We start from the raw sequence: 15,234 nt of genomic DNA on the forward strand, positions 1-15,234 counted from the left end.
CGCCGCGGCACGCGCGAGCTCGCACCCGGAATCGGCGCCGGGGATGAACCCAGACGAGCCCGACGAGGTGTTCGCCGCGTTCGAGGAGTGGGCCGCGCAGGAGCGGGGCCTCCGGCTCTACCCGGCGCAGGAGGAGGCGCTGCTCGGCCTCGCCCTCGGCAGCAACGTCATCCTCTCGACGCCCACCGGCACCGGCAAGTCGCTCGTCGCGCTCGGCGCCCACTTCATCGCCCTCGCCGAAGGGCGGCGCACCGTCTACACGGCGCCCATCAAGGCGCTCGTCAGCGAGAAGTTCTTCGACCTCGTCGATGTGTTCGGCGCCGACCGCGTCGGCATGGTCACGGGCGACACCTCCATCAATCCGGACGCCCCGATCCTGTGCTGCACGGCCGAGATCCTCGCGAACCTGGCGCTGCGGGATCGCGACACCGGCGGTGTCACCCAGGTCGTGATGGACGAGTTCCACTTCTACGCGGAGCCGGATCGCGGGTGGGCCTGGCAGGTGCCGCTGCTGCTGATGGGCGACGCCCAGTTCCTGCTCATGTCCGCGACGCTCGGCGACGTCACCGAGCTCGGCGCCGACCTCACGAGGCGCACCGGTCGCGACACCGCGCTCGTGACCGGCGTCGAGCGACCCGTGCCGCTCACCTTCGAGTACGCGGTCACCCCCGTGCACGAGACGATCGAGCGACTGCTCGACGAGCGCAAGACCCCCGCCTACCTCGTGCACTTCAACCAGTCGCACGCGGTCGAGCAGGCGCAGGCGCTCGTCAGCATCCGCCTCATCGACCGTTCCGGGCGCGACGAGATCGCCGAGGCGATCGGAGACTTCCGCTTCTCAACGGGCTTCGGCGGCACGCTCTCCCGGCTCGTCCGATCCGGCATCGGGGTGCACCACGCCGGCATGCTGCCGCGGTACCGGCGCCTCGTCGAGCAGCTCGCGCAGCGGGGCCTGCTGCGGGTCATCTGCGGCACCGACACGCTCGGCGTCGGCATCAACGTGCCGATCCGCACCGTGCTCCTCACCGCGCTCACCAAGTTCGACGGCGAGCGGATGCGCCGCCTCAGCGCCCGGGAGTTCCACCAGATCGCCGGCCGCGCCGGCCGGGCCGGCTACGACACCGAAGGCGACGTGATCGCACTCGCGCCCGAGCACGAGATCGAGAACGCCCGGGCCGAGGCCAAGGCGGCGGCGAAGGCCGCCGACGGTAGGGGCGGGAAGAAGCCGAAGCCCGTCAAGAAGAAGGCCGCCCCGCAGGGCTTCGTCTCCTGGAACGAGGGCACCCTCGAGCGACTCGTCGGCTCCCAGCCTGAGGCCCTCGTCAGCCGCATGCGGGTGACGCACTCCATGGTGCTCGGCGTCATCGCCCGCGGCGAGGAGCGCGAGGGCGATGCGCTGCGGGTCATGCGCACGCTCATCTTCGACAGCCACGAGCCCCGCGCCAGCCGGTTCGCGCACGCGCGCACCGCGATCGGAATCTTCCGCACCCTTCGCAACGGCGGCATCGTCGAGGTGCAGGAGGACGCCCGGGGCCACCGCCTGCTGCGACTCACGGTCGAGCTGCAGGCCAACTTCGCGCTCAACCAGCCGCTCTCGCCGTTCGCGCTCGCCGCCATCGAGCTCCTCGACCCCGACTCGCCGGAGTACGCGCTCGACGTCGTCTCGATCATCGAGTCGACCCTCGAGGATCCGCGGGCGATCCTGCGCGCCCAGGAGCACCGGGCGCGGGGCGAGGCGGTCGCGGCGATGAAGGCCGAGGGGGTCGAGTACGAGGAGCGCATGGAGCGGCTCGAGGAGATCACGCACCCGCAACCGCTGAAGGAGCTGCTCGAGGAGGCCTTCGGCGAGTACGCCAAGGAGGTGCCGTGGGCCCGCGACTTCGAGCTCCGGCCGAAGTCCGTGGTGCGCGACATGATCGAGCGCGCCTTCGGCTTCCGCGACCTCGTCTCCTTCTACCAGCTCGGCCGCTCGGAGGGCAGCGTGCTGCGCTATCTCAGCGACGCGTTCCGCGCCATCGAGCGCACCGTGCCCGAGCAGGCGAAGAGCGAGGAGCTCGCCGAGCTCATCGAGTGGCTCGGCGAGCTCGTGCGCCAGGTCGACTCGAGCCTGCTCGACGAATGGCAGGCCCTCGAAGCTGGAAGCGGAGCTTTCAGCCGAGGGGCTGGTGCCGCACACGGCGGCAGCCCACGGAGCGAAGCGAGCGAGGGGCCGCTGCCGCCGCGGCCCCGCTCGCTGCTCGCGAACCAGCGGGCGTTCCTGGTCATGGTGCGCAACGCTCTCTTCCGGAGGGTGCAGGCGGCCGCCTTCGAGCGCTACCACGAGCTCGAGGAGCTCGACGGCTCGGCGGGCGCCGGCCTCGGCGGCGGGTTCGGCGCGGAACGCTGGCGCGACGCGCTCGACGGCTACTTCACGGAGTACGACTCCATCGGCGTCGACGCTGCCGCCCGCTCTGCGGCGCTGCTCGAGCTCGACCGCGGCCCCGAAGCCCTCGCGGCGGGAGTGTGGCGGTTCCGCCAGGTGCTCGCCGACCCCGAGGGAGACCACGACTGGGGCATCGAGGGCGTCGTCGACCTGGGGGCCTCGGAGGAGGCCGGCGAGGCGGTCGTGAGGGTCGAGCGGGTGGGCCCGCTCACGGGGTAGCGAGCAGCGCGGCGACCTCTTCATCGGTGAGCTGTCGCCACGGCGATTCCTGCGGTTGCACGAGCGAGGCGTCGGGGCTGTCGCCCTGGGTCCACCACTTGGCCTCGTACCCGGTGCCGTCGAAGATCACGCGTGCCCCGCGGCGGTACTCCTCGCCCTTCTGCCATGCCGGGTAGGCGTCTGCGGGCAGTTGCGGGCGCTCCACCGGTTTCTCGCCGGGCAGCACCGGCCCCAGCAGCCGCCACGGCTGCGCTCCGCTCTCAGCGGGCTGATCCGGTTGGTCGCCCTGCGTCCACCACTTGGCCTCGTAGACGCTGCGGTGCCAGACGACCTTCGTCTCCGCGGGGTAGGCGACGTCGACGTCCCAGATGGGGTAGGGGCTCGTCTCGGGATCGTCCTCGGTCCTCTCCGACTCTTCCACCAGGTGCTCGACGGCCTCCTCGGCGATCTGCGTGATGCCGCCCGGGCGCTGTTCTCGGAGCGTCTTCGAGAACGCGCCCGACTCCTGCGCGACACCGCTGCAGGAGTCGGAGACCTGTTTCGGATCGGGCCAGTTCTCGTCGCACTCGTCATCCCGGTTGAGGGACCACATCGACATGCGCGTCATCCCGTGCTCCGAGGAGAAGTCGGCGAGAGCCTCCGCGTCGGAGAGGGAGAAGACCTCGTCGCGCACGTCGTTCTGCCCGATCATCGGCGTGGCCGAGACGCGGCTCCACGCGGTCGCGTCGCCGATCGGTGCGTCGATCTCCTGGTACAGGGAACGCAGCTGCGCCTGCACCGCCGTCAGACTCTCCCGGATCGTCGGCATCAGTTCTCGACCGCCGGAGTTGTAGTTCATCGTCATCGCGTTGACGCCCGCCAGCTCGACTCCCGCGTCGAGGTACGCCCGCACAGCCTGCACGCCGTCGAAGGTGAGACCGTCGGGTGCGACCGGCAGCGTGAGCCACACGTCGAGCTCGCCCGTGTCCGAACGGTCGTCCTGCACCGTCGCGATGGCCCGGGCCTGGCGTTCGACGGCGGTCGCATCGCTCAGCAGGTCCCCCTCGATGTCCATGTCGATGCTTCCGAGTTCGTAACGCTCGATCACGCTCCGATACCCCTCGGTCAACGCCGAGGGGTCGTCGCATGCGAGTGCGAGATCGGAGTTGGCCTGGCCGCCGAACGACACCATCGCCGAGCCGCCGAGCATGCGGAAGCGGGCGAGCCTGCGGTCGAGGTCGAGCGTGTGCTCGGCCTCGTCGAGCCCGTAGACCCCTCCCCATGCCGGGTCGCAAGCCTCCTCCTGCGATGCCACGACGAACGCGAGCACCACGTTGCGCTGTCCGCTCTCACCGGGAGACTCGAAGGGGATGCTGGGCGTCGCCGTGACGTCGACGTAGGCGTCGAACCACGGCTTCCGCTCAGCGGCGGCCTGCCGATCCCGCCAGCCCGTCCACGCGTAGCCCAGAGCGAGCACGAGACCCGCCACGATCAGGATCAGCAGGCTCAGGCGAAACCACGAGAGCCTGCGCCCTGGAAACCACTTCGCCATGTACTCCCCGTCTCCCCAGGCCGCAGATGGGCTCCCCGGCCGCTGCGTCGCCGTCAGCTATGCTATCGATTCGACGCTCCCGACATGTTCTCGCGCGAATCGCATTCAGTCGGGGACATGCATGCGGGTGCCGACGCACCCCGGGATAGGGCCCGGGAGCGCTGCGCCGCGGGGGCGGATCTGGGGGATTCGATGGTCAAGGACGAGGGGCCCGCTCGGCGTCGCCAATGGGGGGCCGAGCGACGATCCGAACCGCTCGCGATCATGCATTCGCGCCCGAGCCCGGCGGCCATCGTCTGGGCTCGCGCGGCGATCGTCATCACCGCCCTCTCGTGGTTCGCCTACATGGTCACGACGATCATGCGGATGGTGATCGAGGGACCTCGGGAGTCATTCTCCTTCCACGTCCAGACCTGGGTGTACGGGATCACGGTCACGGCTCTCACCTTCTCGGCCATCATGTACCTCACGGCCAGGTACGGCGCCCTCGTGCGTTTCCGCGAGCACCGGCGCGTCGAGCGCGCGTTGATCGACAGTCACTTCGCCGACTCCGACGGCACCGTCACGGTGCTGATTCCGAGCTACGACGAGGAGCCGGAGGTGGTGCGGTACACTCTCTGGTCGGCGGCGCTGCAGGAGTTCCCCTCCGTGCGCGTGGTGCTGCTCATCGACGACCGCGAGGACGGCCTGGAGGGAGAGGCGCTCGAGCGGCTCCAGCGCACGCGCGGTCTGCTCGGGGAGATCTCCGATGCGCTCGAGGCCCCTCGGGAGCGGGCGCTGCGGGCGCTGCGGGAGTTCGAGGAGCGAGCTCCGGAGCATCCCGGCCCCCGCGACGCGAAACGCGCCGCCGAGGCGTATCTCGAAGCGGCCGTGTGGCTCGACGAGTTCGCCGCCGCCGAGCCCATCGAGGATCACATGTCGGAGTTCTTCGCCGAGCAGGTGCTGCTCGGCCTGTCGAACGACCTGCGTCTCACCCGGCTCGCCCTGGACGCCGCTCACGATCAGGGCGCCTCGCCCGACCGCGAGCGGCTCGCGCAGCTGCACCGACGCCTCGTCTGGATCTTCAGCGCCGACATGGACTCCTTCGAGCGGAAGCGGTACGCCTCCCTCTCCCAGGAGCCGAACAAGGCGATGAACCTCAACTCGTACATCTCGCTCATGGGCGGCCGGTTCCGGGTGTCCAGCGAGACGGGCGAGCGGATTCTCGAACCGCTCGGGCATGACGCCGCCGACGCCGCCGCCGACCTGGTGATCCCCGACAGCCGCTACCTGCTGACCCTCGATGCCGATTCGCAGCTGCTGCGCGACTACTGCGTGAGGCTGGTCTATCTGCTCGAGCAGCCGGAGAACGAGCGCGTCGCCGTGACGCAGACGCCCTACTCCTCGTTCCGCGGGGCGCCCACGCGCATCGAGCGGATCGCGGGAGCCACGACCGACCTGCAGCACATCCAGCACCAGGGGCTCACCTACTTCAACGCGACCTTCTGGGTGGGCGCGAACGCCGTGATCCGCAAGGTCGCGCTCGCCGACATCGCGGTCACCGAGACGGTCGGAGGCTTCGAGATCACCACGTACGTGCAGGATCGGACGGTGATCGAGGACACGGAGTCGAGCATCGACCTCGGCCTGCACGGCTGGACGCTCGAGAACTATCCCGAGCGGCTGAGCTACAGCGCGACGCCCCCCGATTTCGGCTCGCTCATCGTGCAGCGGCGGCGCTGGGCGAACGGCGGGCTGCTGATCATGCCGAAGCTGGTCGAGATGGTGCGTGCGAAACGCGGAACCCCGATGCGCGTACGCGCGACCGAGAAGATGCTGCGCACCAACTACATGTCGTCGCTCGCGTGGGCGAGTTTCGGCCTGCTGTTCCTGCTCTTCTTCCCCTTCGACTCGAGGTTGCTGAGCCCGCTCGTCGTGGCGGCGGCCCTGCCGTACTTCCTCTCGATGGGGTTCGACCTGCGCGCGAGCGGCCATCGCTACGGCGACATCCTCCGCATCTACGGTTTCAACCTCGTGCTGTTGCCGGTGAACCTGGCCGGAGTGCTGAAGTCGATCCAGCAGGGGGTGACGGGCGAGAAGATCCCGTTCGCCCGCACGCCGAAGGTGGTCGGGCGAACCGCGGCTCCGGCCGTGTACGTGATCCTGCCCTACGTGATCATCGGGTTCTCGGTGTTCACGGCGGTGCGCGACTTCCAGGTCGCCAACTGGGGCAACGCCATCTTCGCGACCTTCAACGCGATCATGGCGACATGGGCGACGATCTCCTACATCGGGGTTCGCGCCTCGATCGTGGACGCGGCGCTCGGCATCGTCGGCTGGCTCTACGTGCCCGAGAAGAAGGCCGCGGCGGAGCGCAAGCCCGCTCCCGACCCGGCCGCCCAGATCAACTGGCAGGCGATCCTCTATCACGGCGACCGTCGCCTGCGTCGGGACCTCGTCCGGACGAGCGATCGGAGGCGCCGCCTCAGCACGATGCGGGTCGGTTTCCACGCACCCGCTCGCTCCGGAGCGGAGCCCGCCGCACGCGAGAGCGCTGCAGCTCCTGAGCGGTCGGAGCCGCCCGGCGCCTGAGAGCTATCCCCCGGAGCCCCCGGAGGCCTCCGAGCCCTCCACGGCCTCGACGAGGAGGCGCCCCGCGCGCTCGGCGTCGAGGCCGAGTTTGCGCAGGCGCGCCGCAGCCTCGATCGCGATCCTCCGCGCCGCGGCCTCCACGGGGTCGTCGCCGAGCGACACGAAGGTGCCGGCGCGCCCGCGCCCCTCGACGACGCCGCTCTCCTCGAGGGCGCGGTACGCAGAGGCGACCGTGTTCGCGGCGAGCCCGAGCTCGGCCGCCAGCGCGCGCACCGTGGGCAGCCGCTGCCCGGGTCGCAGCGAGCCCGATGCGACCCCTCGCACCACGGCGTCGTGCAGCTGGCGGAACGGGGGCGCCGAGGAGCCCGGATCGAGGGCGAGCAGCCGCGCCGCTGCCGCCTGGTCCGCCCTGTGGTCCTTCGCTTCGTGCGTCATGGGTTCAGCGTAGGCGATCGCGGATCGGGCGCCGCACGCCCACGGCTCGGGCGCCGCCCGCCCGCGTTGTTGCGGCGCCCGGGAAACCCATAGACTTTCCGCCATGCGCCTCGGAGTGATCGACGTCGGATCCAACACCGTCCACCTGCTCGTCGTGGACGCGCACCCCGGGGCGAGCCCCGTGCCCTACCACTCCGAGCGGTCGGTGCTTCGGCTGATGCGGTACCTCGACGCCGATGGCGCGATCACGGAGGAGGGCGTCGTCCGCATCGTCGACGCGATCAGGAGGGCGGTCGAGACGATCGCCGAGATCGGCGTCGACGACGTGATCCCGACCGCCACCTCGGCGATCCGGGAAGCCGCGAACGGCGAGGAGGTGCTCGCCCGCATCACCCGCGAGACGGGCGTCGAGCTGCGGGTGCTCTCGGGGGAGGACGAGGCGCGGATCACGATGCTCGCCGTGCGGCGCTGGCTGGGCTGGTCGGCGGGGGAGGTGCTGCTGTTCGACATCGGCGGCGGTTCGTTCGAGATCGCCCAGGGGGCCGACGAGTACCCCGACGTGCAGGTCTCGCTGCCGCTCGGTGCCGGCCGTTCGACCATCAACTTCCTCGCCGAGGATCCGCCGCCTCGGGAGGCCGTGTCCCGTCTGCGGGCGCACGCGCGGGCCGAGTTCACGCGGGTGCGCGAGGAGCTGTTCTCGGATCGACCGCGCCCCAAGCGCGTCGTGGGCACCTCGAAGACGATCCGCTCGCTCGCCCGGCTCATCGGCGGGCCCTCGGACCCGGAGACCGGCGATCTGGCGCAACTGCACTACGCGGGCCTGAAGGAGTGGGAGCCGTCGCTGCGGAGCATGCCGGGCTCCGTGCGCGAGTACCTGCCCGGGATCACGCCGGAGCGCGGCTATCAGATCATGGCCGGGGCGGTCGTGCTGCGCACCGCGATGAAGGTGTTCGGGGTGTCGACGCTCACCATCTCGCCGTGGGCGCTGCGCGAGGGCATCGTGCTGCGCTACATCGACGCGCTCGACGGGCGCGGCGCCGAGCCGGTCAGCGCGCTGATGGGCAGCCCGGCATGAGCGAGGCCGGGCGCGGGATCGACTGGGAGGCGCTGCGCTCGGCGGCCGTCGCCGCCGCGGATCGCGCCCACGCCCCCTACTCGGGCTTCCGGGTCGGGGCGGCCGCGCTCGTCGACGACGGCCGGATCGTCACCGGCTGCAATGTGGAGAGCGCCTCCTACGGTCTGACCCTCTGCGCCGAGTGCGGCCTTGTCTCCGCACTGCACGCCGGCGGCGGGGGACGGCTGCGGGGCTTCGTCTGCGTCGACGGCGACGGGCGCACCATCACCCCGTGCGGGCGGTGCCGCCAGCTGCTGTTCGAGCACGCCGTCGAGGGGATGCTGCTGGAGACGGGATCGGGGCCGCGCGGGATCGAGGAGCTGCTGCCGGACGCGTTCGGTCCGCGCGATCTCGCGGGGCGGCGGGATCGGGACGGCGAGGGCCGCGCCGAGGGGGATCGGGGTTCGGATCCGGACCCCGCCGAGGAGTCGGGGCCGGCGCGATGAGCGAGCCCTTCGACGCCGTCGACGTCATCCGGGCCAAGCGCGACGGAGCCGTCGTGCCCGAGCGCGAGCTGCGGTGGCTGATCGACGCCTACACCCGCGGATACGTGTCGGACGCCCAGATGGCCGCCTTTGCGATGGCCGTGTTCCAGCGGGGGATGGGGCGCGAGGAGATCCGCTCGCTGACGGGGGCGATGATCGACTCGGGGGAGCGGATGAGCTTCTCGAGCCTGGGGAAGCGCACCGTCGACAAGCACTCGACGGGCGGGGTGGGCGACAAGATCACGCTGCCGCTCGCCCCGCTCGTCGCCTCGTTCGGCGTCGCCGTGCCGCAGCTCTCCGGCCGCGGCCTCGGGCACACGGGTGGCACGCTCGACAAGCTCGAGTCGATCCCGGGGTGGCGGGCCGAGCTCTCGAACGCCGAGATGCTCGCCCAGCTGCGGGAGGCGGGCGCGGTGATCTGCGCCGCCGGTTCCGGACTGGCGCCGGCCGACAGGAAGCTCTACGCCCTGCGCGATGTCACGGCGACGGTCGACTCGATCCCCCTCATCGCGTCGAGCATCATGTCGAAGAAGATCGCCGAGGGCACCGACGCCCTGGTGCTCGACGTCAAGTTCGGCTCCGGCGCCTTCATGCGCGAGCTCGAGGACGCGCGCGAGCTCGCGCGCACGATGGTCGAGCTCGGCGCCGACTCGGGGGTCGCGACGACGGCGCTGCTGACCGACATGTCGGTGCCGCTGGGGCGCGCGATCGGCAACGCGAACGAGGTGCGCGAGTCGGCGGAGGTGCTCGCCGGCGAGGGCCCGGCCGACGTGCGGGAGCTGACCCTCGCCCTGGCCAGGGAGATGCTCGCGCTCGCCGGCCTGCCCGACGCCGACGTCGAGGCGGCGCTCGACGGCGGCCGGGCGATGGACGCGTGGCGGGCGATGATCCGCGCGCAGGGCGGCGACCCCGACGCCCCGCTGCCGATCGCCCGCGAGACCTGCGTCGTCGCGGCGCCCCGTGCGGGCGTCGTGACGGAGACGGACGCGCTCTCCTTCGGCGTCGCAGCCTGGCGTCTCGGGGCGGGACGCGCCCGGGCCGAGGACGCGGTCGCGCACGCGGCCGGGATCGAGCTGCACGCGAAGCCCGGCGACCGGGTGGTCGCCGGGCAGCCGCTGTTCACCCTCTTCGCCGATGAGGAGCACCGCTTCGAGCGGGCCCTCGAGGCCCTCCAGGGCGGGTGGAGCATCGGCTCCGAGCCGGTGGAGCGGGGGCCGCTCGTGCGCGAGCGCATCGCACCGTGAGGAATCCGCACCTCACGTTCCGGCGGGCCCGCGCGTCTTCACGGTAGAGAGGGGAGATGACGATGAACACCGAGGCGAGCGGGACGGGCGCGTCGACGACGCGGCACGCGTGGACCGGCACCGAGCTCGGCGAGCTGCTGATGGTCGCCTGCGACGCCGGCGTGACCGGCCTGTACTTCCCATCGCACCGCCGCATGCCCGATGCGTCGGGGTTCGGGCCGCGCGTCGACGCCGCGAGCGATCCGCTACTCGCCCGCACCCGCGCGCAGCTGGCCGAGTACTTCGCCGGATCGCGGCGCGAGTTCGACGTGCCGCTCGCCCCCGCTGGGGATGAGTTCTCCGAGCGGGTCTGGCTGATCCTGCGCGAGATCCCCTACGGGGAGACGACGACCTACGGCGCCATCGCGGCCCGTCTCGGCGAGCCGCGCCTCGCGCAGCGCGTCGGCCAGGCTGTGGGGCGGAACCCGGTGAGCATCATCGTTCCGTGCCACCGCGTGGTCGGCGCCGACGGCTCGCTGACGGGGTACGCGGGGGGCCTCGAGCGCAAGCGGCGGCTGCTGGAGATCGAGGAGCCCCCCGAGGCCGCGGCCTCGCGGCTGTTCTGAGGGGCGAGCGGCAAGCGCGCCGACGTCTAGGGTGATCGGGATGAGAGAACCGTTCGAGCAGGCCGTGCAGCGGCACGGGGCGACCGTGCTGCGGGTGTGCCGCGCCGTGCTGGGCGCGGGGCCCGATGCCGACGACGCCTGGTCGGAGACCTTCCTCGCGGCGATGCGCGCGTGGCCCGAACTGCCCGAGACGACCAATGTGGAGGCGTGGCTCGTGCGCGTCTCTCGGCGCAAGGCGATCGACATCACCCGCGCCAGGGCGAGACGGGCGATCCCGAGCGACGAGATCCCGGATCGTCCGTCGCCGCTCGGCAACCCCGGCGGCGACGAGCTCGGACTGTGGGCCGCGGTCGCGGACCTGCCCGAGCGGCAGCGGCTCGCCATCGCCTACCACTACCTCGGCGGCCTGCCGCACGCCGAGACCGCGGCGATCATCGGCGGCAGCGCGGAGGCGGTGCGGCGAGCGGCGTCGGACGGCGTCGGTGCACTGCGACGCCGGTATCGCGCGGACGAGGAGCAGGCCAGCGCCGAGGCGGGGAGAGGCCGCGCGGGGGAGCGAATTCGCGCGGAGGAGCGGAACGGCCCGGAGGAGCGGAACGGCGCGGGCGCGCGGGCCCGCGCACGAGAGAGGAGAGCGGAATCGTGAACGACGGAGAGTCCGAGCGCGACGCCATGTTCCCAGTGACCGGCGCCGATCTGGCGGGACTGCACGAGCTGCTCGTCTCCCGCGCGGGGCAGCAGGGGCTCATCGAGGTGGCCTATCGCACGATCGACACGCCGCTCGGCCGGCTGCTCCTCGCCTCGACGGCCAGGGGGCTCGCGCGCGTCGCCTTCGAGCGGGAGGGGTTCGACCGGGTGCTGGAGGCCCTCGCCGGGCGTCTCGGCCCGCGCGTGCTCGAGGCGCCGCGGCGGCTGGACGAGGCCGCGAGCGAACTGGACGAGTACTTCGCGGGCGCTCGCCGCGGCTTCGAGCTGCCGATCGACTACGTGCTCTCGTCCGGGTTCCGCGGCACGGTGCAGCGGCTCCTGCCGAGCATCGCCTACGGCAGCACGCGCAGCTACAAGGACGTCGCCGAGCTCGCGGGCAACCCGCGAGCGGTCCGAGCGGTCGGAACGGCGTGCGCGACGAACCCGCTGCCCGTCGTCGTGCCGTGCCACCGCGTGCTGCGCAGCGACGGCGGTCTCGGCGGCTACATCGGCGGCCTCGACGCGAAGGCGGCGCTGCTCGCCCTGGAGCGGGAGCGCGGGGCGTAGCGCCCGACGTCTTGCCACAACTCCGACATTCGAAGCAAGGCTCTGCTCGAAACCGGTTCTCCGTCCTACGATCGTCACATGAAGACGGTGTTCTCGATGTGGCTCCTGATGATCGCGGTCGGGCTGGTGTTCATGTTCGCCGTCGTGGCGATGGGGAGGTGAGCGCGATGCTCGCACGCGTGAGGGATCACGGCCTCTCGCTCGCCTTCGCGGCTGTGTTCCTGCTGACGCTGCTGGGTCAGTCGTTCGCCGGTCTCGCCGCCTACAACGAGGAGCAGGCGGCGCACGGGGCCGCGACCGAGAGCTGGCTCTCGTTCGTCACCTCCTCCGACTTCGTCGTCGACGTCGCGGAGAACTGGCAGTCGGAGTACCTGCAGTTCTTCCTCTTCATCCTCGCCACCGTGTGGCTCGTGCAGCGCGGCTCGCCCGAGTCCAAGAAACCGGGGGACGAGGGGCTCGGCACCGACGAGGACCAGCTGATGGGCGAGCACGCGCGACCCGACTCGCCGAAATGGGCGAAGGCGTTCGGCTGGCGCAGGTGGGTGTTCAGCAACTCCCTGCTGCTCACGATGGGCACGGTCTTCGTGCTGTCGTGGCTGGCGCAGGCGCTCGCCGGCACCGTGGTCTACAACTCGGAGCAGGAGCTGCACGGTCAGCCCGCGCTGACCGTCGGGGGGTACATGCTCTCCGCCGACTTCTGGAACCGCACTCTGCAGAACTGGCAGTCCGAGCTGCTCGCCGTCGGCAGCATGGTCGCGCTCTCGATCTTCCTGCGCCAGCGCGGATCGTCCGAGTCGAAGCCGGTGGGCACCCCGCACGGGCAGAGCGCGGTCGAGGCGGAGTGAGTCATGTCAGACGGTGAGGGGGCGGCCGTTCACGGGCGGGAGCGGGGGCGGGATCACGGGTTCGCGGTCGAGCCGGTGACCTCGCTGCGGCAACTCGTCCAATTGCTCGAGCGCTATCCGGATCTCTACGTGCGGTACTCGAGGGGCCCCGCCGCGGATGCCTCGAAGAGCAGCATCGACACCGAGAGCGGCCTGGAGCTGCCGGGGCTGTCGGTGAACCCGCTGAGCGCCGAACCGTGGTGGTGCCGACCGGTGGAGGACTGGCTGGCGCGGCAGCTCTGCCAGTACAAGCACCTGGCCGAGCGCAATCCCGCGCGGTTCGCGTGGACCCTCACGGGGCGCACCGTGGCGCGCGGGCCCGACTGCGAGCCCCTGCTCGCGGAGACCATCCCGATCGCACTGCTGAGCCGCGAGCTGCTCGCGGAGGCCGAAGCGCGCTATGAGCGCAACTTCCGGGCGGGCCACGGCCCCGAGGACTGACCCTCGTCGCCCGGGCGACCCGCCATCCGCGGGCCGCTCAGCGCTGCTCGAGATCGCGGACGGCGGGCCCCTCCAGCAGCTCGCCGCGCGCCGAGAAGCGCGAACCGTGCAGCGGGCAGTCCCAGGAGCGCTCGGCGGCGTTCCAGTTGAGCACCCCGCCCAGGTGGGTGCACACGCCCGAGACCCGGCACTGCACGCCGTCCACCCGCGAGACGCCGACGGGGGAGAGGCCCTCGCGCACGACGACGCCCTCGCCCTCGGCGAGCGGGCCGGGGTCGCCCTCGGGCTGCGTCTCCGCGCTCGCCCAGCCGGACACGACCCGCCCCGCCACCGAGACGTTGGCGGCGGCCGCGGCGCCGAGCGTCGCCGCGCCGAGCCCGTGCTCGCGCAGTTTCCGGGCCCAGTCCAGCCGGCCCCCGAGGATGTCGGCCGAGAGGGTGAGTGCGGCGGCGATCGCGTTGGTCATGCCCCACTTGTTGTAGCCGGTGGCGGCGAAGATGCGCTCGTGGCTGCCGACGACGGGGCCCGCGAAGGGCACTCGCGAGTGCGCCCGGTAATCCTGCGCGCCCCACCACGCGATCCGTTTCGCGCCGGCGAAGTTCTGCGCCGTCCACTCGTCGAGCTCGCGCAGCGCGCTGGGCGTGCTCGCCGATCGCCCCGTGACGTGGGACCCTCCTCCCACCACGAGCACGTCGCTCCCGTCGAGACCCGCGGCGGTGCGCAGCGAGCGGGTCGGCCCGTCGGCCGAGACGTACATCCCGTAGGGCAGATCCGTCTGCGGCAGACGGTAGGCGGCGGCGTAGGAGCGCGTCGGCTCGAGGCGCGCGAAGAACATGCCGCGGTCGAGGATCGGGACGCCGGTCGCGAGCACGCAGACCTGGGCGGTCAGCGGGCCGAGCGTGGTCTCGACGTCGACGCCCACCGAGTCGGCCTCCGCCCCGAGCACACGGCAGCCCTCCACGAGCATCCCGCCGCGCTCGCGCAGCTCCACGGCCAGCTCGGTCAGCACCGCCATCGGCTGCAGCTGCGCCTGCTCCTCGAGCTGCAGCGCGCCCTGGACGGGGAACGGGAGGCCGATGTCGGCGGGTCCCTCGACGAGGCGGGCCGGAATGCCTGCGGCCGCCGAGGCGTCGAACTCGGCCTCCAGCGTCGGCACACCCGCGTCCGTGGCCGCATAGGTGTAGGCCGGCCGCCGGTCCGCCGGTGCACCGCGGCGCGTCAGTTCGCGGAGCAGCCAGGCCTGGCCCTCGCGGTTCGCCTGCGCGTAGGCGCGCAGCACCTCGTCTCCCGCGTGCTTGCGGATCTCGCTCAGCACGGTGCCCTGCAGCAGACTCAGCTTTCCCGTCGTGTTCCCCGTCGTCACCGAGCCCACATCCCGCGCCTCGAGCACCAGCACCCGCTGCCCCGCACGTGCGAGGAGCACCGCGGTCGTGAGCCCGGTGAGCCCCGCTCCGGCCACGACGACATCCCACCTCTCCTTCGCGGGGAAGGGGTCGGTTCGTACCGGGGCCGCGGTCAGTCTCCACAGTGAGCTCATGTCCGCGAACCTAGGCGGCAGGCGCTCATTCCCGCCAGGGGCTTGACATCGTGCGGTCCCGGGCGGCGCATGCCGTTCGATGGCACCGAGCGGACTGCGACGGCGGTGCGTCGACGGTGCCCCCGTGCGGGGCAGGATAGGCGCCCCTCGGCCGACCTGCAAGGCTGTGTCGGTCGCCTCGGATCCCGTCGATCCTGAATACCGAACCGGAGCAGGAAACGAACCGGAGAAGGAAACCGAGTTAAGGAGGAACGACCATGAGCATCGAATCCGACACCCCGGTGAAGGACCGCACCTACGATCTCGTCAGCGTGCTCGAGTCTTCGCTGCGCAACGCATGGACGATGGAGGCGTACATCGCGGACGCCGAGCGCGAGGGCGACGAGGAACTCGCGGAGTGGTTCCGCAAGATTCAGCACAACAGCTTCAAGGCGGGGGAGCAGGGGAAGCAGCTCCTGCGCGAGCGGCTGGGGCGGAGCGCGCAGGGCTGAC

At 71.7% G+C, this 15,234-nt stretch carries 13 protein-coding genes and 1 pseudogene; 11 read left to right on the top strand and 3 right to left on the bottom strand.

The genetic code is table 11. The features are described from left to right. The first annotated feature begins 43 nt into the window (after positions 1-43). Positions 44-2,641, top strand: a complete 2,598-nt coding sequence (locus JD276_RS08035; RefSeq protein WP_233615492.1) for a DEAD/DEAH box helicase — start codon at positions 44-46, stop codon at positions 2,639-2,641. Here the strand turns inward: JD276_RS08035 and JD276_RS08040 are convergent. Then, entirely contained in the window at positions 2,631-4,172 is a 1,542-nt protein-coding gene (locus JD276_RS08040; RefSeq protein WP_200115130.1) for a chitinase, read from the bottom strand. The genes JD276_RS08035 and JD276_RS08040 overlap by 11 nt on opposite strands. 264 nt (positions 4,173-4,436) lie before the next feature. Here JD276_RS08040 and JD276_RS08045 point away from each other — a divergent pair, with 264 nt between their 5' ends. Beyond that, entirely contained in the window at positions 4,437-6,743 is a 2,307-nt protein-coding gene (locus tag JD276_RS08045; protein WP_233615471.1) for a glycosyltransferase family 2 protein, read from the top strand. 3 nt (positions 6,744-6,746) lie between these two features. Here JD276_RS08045 and JD276_RS08050 read toward each other — a convergent pair whose 3' ends face one another. After that, entirely contained in the window at positions 6,747-7,178 is a 432-nt protein-coding gene (locus tag JD276_RS08050) for a GntR family transcriptional regulator (RefSeq protein ID WP_200115132.1), read from the bottom strand. Between the two features lie 103 nt (positions 7,179-7,281). Here JD276_RS08050 and JD276_RS08055 point away from each other — a divergent pair, with 103 nt between their 5' ends. The 8 genes and pseudogenes from JD276_RS08055 (at position 7,282) to JD276_RS08090 (ending at position 13,205) form a co-directional block, all read left to right on the top strand. Further along, complete coding sequence (locus JD276_RS08055) at positions 7,282-8,253, top strand: Ppx/GppA phosphatase family protein (protein WP_200115133.1); 972 nt, start codon at positions 7,282-7,284, stop codon at positions 8,251-8,253. Further along, positions 8,250-8,657 (top strand): annotated as a pseudogene (locus JD276_RS08060) (cytidine deaminase); the annotation flags it as partial. The gene JD276_RS08055 and the pseudogene JD276_RS08060, both read left to right, overlap by 4 nt. Before the next feature lie 77 nt (positions 8,658-8,734). Continuing rightward, a complete protein-coding gene (locus JD276_RS08065; protein ID WP_200115135.1) occupies positions 8,735-10,021 on the top strand; it encodes a thymidine phosphorylase in 1,287 nt (428 codons plus the stop codon). Between the two features lie 56 nt (positions 10,022-10,077). After that, positions 10,078-10,626 (top strand): methylated-DNA--[protein]-cysteine S-methyltransferase, encoded by a 549-nt coding sequence (locus JD276_RS08070; RefSeq protein WP_372432834.1) that lies wholly within the window; start codon positions 10,078-10,080, stop codon positions 10,624-10,626. 40 nt (positions 10,627-10,666) lie between these two features. Next, on the top strand, positions 10,667-11,272 hold the full coding sequence (locus JD276_RS08075; protein WP_200115136.1) for an RNA polymerase sigma factor: 606 nt from the start codon (positions 10,667-10,669) through the stop codon (positions 11,270-11,272). Positions 11,273-11,298: 26 nt separating this feature from the next. Beyond that, positions 11,299-11,880 carry a methylated-DNA--[protein]-cysteine S-methyltransferase gene (locus tag JD276_RS08080; RefSeq protein ID WP_200115228.1) on the top strand — a complete coding sequence of 194 codons (582 nt, stop codon included), beginning with the start codon at positions 11,299-11,301 and terminating at the stop codon, positions 11,878-11,880. 167 nt (positions 11,881-12,047) lie between these two features. Continuing rightward, complete coding sequence (locus JD276_RS08085) at positions 12,048-12,725, top strand: DUF6766 family protein (RefSeq protein ID WP_200115137.1); 678 nt, start codon at positions 12,048-12,050, stop codon at positions 12,723-12,725. A 3-nt stretch (positions 12,726-12,728) separates the two neighbouring features. Further along, positions 12,729-13,205 (top strand): DUF6098 family protein, encoded by a 477-nt coding sequence (locus JD276_RS08090; protein ID WP_233615472.1) that lies wholly within the window; start codon positions 12,729-12,731, stop codon positions 13,203-13,205. A gap of 37 nt (positions 13,206-13,242) precedes the next feature. On the opposite strand, the gene JD276_RS08095 is transcribed toward JD276_RS08090, so the two are convergent. Continuing rightward, positions 13,243-14,742, bottom strand: a complete 1,500-nt coding sequence (locus JD276_RS08095) for an FAD-dependent oxidoreductase (protein ID WP_200115138.1) — start codon at positions 14,740-14,742, stop codon at positions 13,243-13,245. 257 nt (positions 14,743-14,999) lie between these two features. Between JD276_RS08095 and JD276_RS08100 the strand changes: the two genes are divergently transcribed. Continuing rightward, entirely contained in the window at positions 15,000-15,233 is a 234-nt protein-coding gene (locus JD276_RS08100) for a hypothetical protein (RefSeq protein WP_200115139.1), read from the top strand. Position 15,234 lies beyond the last annotated feature (1 nt).

It is taken from the genome of Leucobacter chromiisoli (assembly GCF_016522505.1).
Lineage (GTDB): Bacteria > Actinomycetota > Actinomycetes > Actinomycetales > Microbacteriaceae > Leucobacter > Leucobacter chromiisoli.

Excerpts from the sequence above, each read along its gene's own strand:
- JD276_RS08035 (WP_233615492.1), top strand. The coding sequence starts at position 44 with ATGAACCCAGACGAGCCCGACGAGGTGTTCGCCGCGTTCGAGGAGTGG.
- JD276_RS08040 (WP_200115130.1), bottom strand. The coding sequence starts at position 4,172 with ATGGCGAAGTGGTTTCCAGGGCGCAGGCTCTCGTGGTTTCGCCTGAGC.
- JD276_RS08045 (WP_233615471.1), top strand. The coding sequence starts at position 4,437 with ATGCATTCGCGCCCGAGCCCGGCGGCCATCGTCTGGGCTCGCGCGGCG.
- JD276_RS08050 (WP_200115132.1), bottom strand. The coding sequence starts at position 7,178 with ATGACGCACGAAGCGAAGGACCACAGGGCGGACCAGGCGGCAGCGGCG.
- JD276_RS08055 (WP_200115133.1), top strand. The coding sequence starts at position 7,282 with ATGCGCCTCGGAGTGATCGACGTCGGATCCAACACCGTCCACCTGCTC.
- JD276_RS08065 (WP_200115135.1), top strand. The coding sequence starts at position 8,735 with ATGAGCGAGCCCTTCGACGCCGTCGACGTCATCCGGGCCAAGCGCGAC.
- JD276_RS08070 (WP_372432834.1), top strand. The coding sequence starts at position 10,078 with ATGACGATGAACACCGAGGCGAGCGGGACGGGCGCGTCGACGACGCGG.
- JD276_RS08075 (WP_200115136.1), top strand. The coding sequence starts at position 10,667 with ATGAGAGAACCGTTCGAGCAGGCCGTGCAGCGGCACGGGGCGACCGTG.
- JD276_RS08080 (WP_200115228.1), top strand. The coding sequence starts at position 11,299 with ATGTTCCCAGTGACCGGCGCCGATCTGGCGGGACTGCACGAGCTGCTC.
- JD276_RS08085 (WP_200115137.1), top strand. The coding sequence starts at position 12,048 with ATGCTCGCACGCGTGAGGGATCACGGCCTCTCGCTCGCCTTCGCGGCT.
- JD276_RS08090 (WP_233615472.1), top strand. The coding sequence starts at position 12,729 with ATGTCAGACGGTGAGGGGGCGGCCGTTCACGGGCGGGAGCGGGGGCGG.
- JD276_RS08095 (WP_200115138.1), bottom strand. The coding sequence starts at position 14,742 with ATGAGCTCACTGTGGAGACTGACCGCGGCCCCGGTACGAACCGACCCC.
- JD276_RS08100 (WP_200115139.1), top strand. The coding sequence starts at position 15,000 with ATGAGCATCGAATCCGACACCCCGGTGAAGGACCGCACCTACGATCTC.